This window comes from Streptomyces atriruber, from assembly GCF_001418325.1.
In the GTDB taxonomy this organism is placed as follows: Bacteria; Actinomycetota; Actinomycetes; order Streptomycetales; family Streptomycetaceae; genus Streptomyces; species Streptomyces atriruber.
In genome coordinates this window covers 1-1,833 of record NZ_LIPN01000670.1, presented here as the reverse complement: position 1 = coordinate 1,833, position 1,833 = coordinate 1, and the positions used below count along the sequence as shown (strand labels likewise).

Below are 1,833 nucleotides of genomic sequence, written 5' to 3'. Positions count from 1 at the left end.
TCCCCGCACACACACCCGAGCCCCACCCGAGAATTGGAGCCACTGTGTCGACGGCACCCGAGGTCGCCACGCACGACAAGCCCGCCCCGCTCGTCACGACCGCCGAGCAGGCCAACCCCGTGGTAGGAGCGGCCACTTCGCTCCTCGCCGCCTACACCCCGGGCGAGCACTTCCTCGCGACACCCACCCGCACCCTGCTCACCGACGGCGTGCACAGCGAAGTGCCGCACGACGAAAGGCCGTTGCCGCACCGCGTCGCCGCCACCCTGGCCGACGCGCGCCGCGCCGGGATCGCCGAGCCGTACGTCATCGGCGCGGTCCCCTTCGACCACACCGGACCGGCCGCGCTCGCCGTCCCCGAAACCCTGCGCACCGCGCCCCCGCTGGCCGCGGACCCGCTGATCGCGCTGCCCGTCGAGACGGCGGACGCCACCGGCTGGCGGATCCGCCCGGTGCCCTCCCCCGAGGAGTACGGCGCGGGCGTGGCCGCCGCCGTGGACCGCATGTGGCGCGGCGACTTCAGCAAGGTCGTCCTCGCCCGCACCCTCGAACTCACCGCGCCCGCCCCGCTGGACCTCCCCGCGATGCTCCAGCGCCTGGCCCGCCGCGACCCCTTGGGCTACACCTTCGCGCTGCCGACGGCGCCGGGCCGCACCCTCATCGGCGCGAGCCCCGAGCTGCTCGTGTCGCGCCACGGCAACCAGGTCGTGGCGAACCCCCTCGCCGGTTCGACGCCGCGCAGCGACGACCTCGCCGAGGACGTGCGCCGCGCCGCCGCGCTCCTGGAATCCGCCAAGGACCTGCACGAGCACTCCGTGGTGGTGGACGGCGTGCACCAGGCGCTCGCGTCCTTCTGCACGGACCTGACCGTCCCGGCCCGCCCCACCCTCGTCCGCACCGCGACCATGTGGCACCTGTCCACCACGGTGACCGGCACCCTCACCGACCCCGACGTCTCCGCCCTCGAACTGGCCTGCGCGCTGCACCCCACCCCAGCGGTGTGCGGCACGCCCACGGCGACCGCGCGCGAGGTGATCCGCGAGACGGAGCCGTTCGACCGCGGCTTCTTCACCGGCGTGGTCGGCTGGGGCGACGCGAACGGCGACGGCGAGTGGGTCGTGACGATCCGCTGCGCGGAGGCGGCGGAACGCAGTCTGCGGCTGTACGCGGGCGCGGGCGTGGTCGCCGCGTCGGACCCGGCGGCGGAGACCGCGGAGACCGGCGCGAAGTTCCGTACGTTCCTGAACGCGGTGGGGGCGGAGCTGTGAGCGCCGTGAACACGGTGGACGCGCCCTTGTGGCCGCAGGAGTTCGCGGAGCGCTACCGTGCCGCGGGCTGGTGGCGGGGCGAGACCTTCGGGCAGATGCTGCGCGACCGGGCCGCCGCACACCCGGACCGCGTCGCGATCGTGGACCCGGGCAGCAGACCCGCGCGCCGCTGGACGTACGAGGAGCTCGACCGCAGATCGGACCGGCTGGCGGCGGGCCTGCTGGCCCGCGGGATCGGCAAGGGCGACAAGGTGGTCGTCCAGCTGCCCAACATCGCCGAGTTCTTCGAGACGGTCTTCGCGCTGTTCCGCATCGGCGCGCTTCCGGTCTTCGCGCTGCCCGCACACCGCGAGACGGAGGTCCGCTACTTCTGCGAGTTCACCGAGGCGGCCGCGTACGTCATCCCGCAGCAGCTCGGCGGCTTCGACTACCGCGGGCTGGCGGCGAAGCTGGTCGACGAGATCCCGACGCTGCGGCACGTGTTCGTGGCGGACGGCGACGCGGGCCCGTTCGAGGCGCTGTCGGACGTGGCCACGGACCCGACCGGGTCCGTGCCCTCCCCGCC

2 protein-coding genes are annotated in these 1,833 nt (G+C 74.5%); both read left to right on the top strand.

The genetic code is table 11. The features are described 5' to 3' along the window. Positions 1-44: 44 nt before the first annotated feature. On the top strand, positions 45-1,268 hold the full coding sequence (gene dhbC / locus AOK03_RS39910) for an isochorismate synthase DhbC (protein WP_055570206.1): 1,224 nt from the start codon (positions 45-47) through the stop codon (positions 1,266-1,268). Between the two features lie 5 nt (positions 1,269-1,273). Beyond that, positions 1,274-1,833: AMP-binding protein (locus AOK03_RS39905; protein WP_157869233.1), on the top strand; the 560-nt coding region annotated here is incomplete at its 3' end.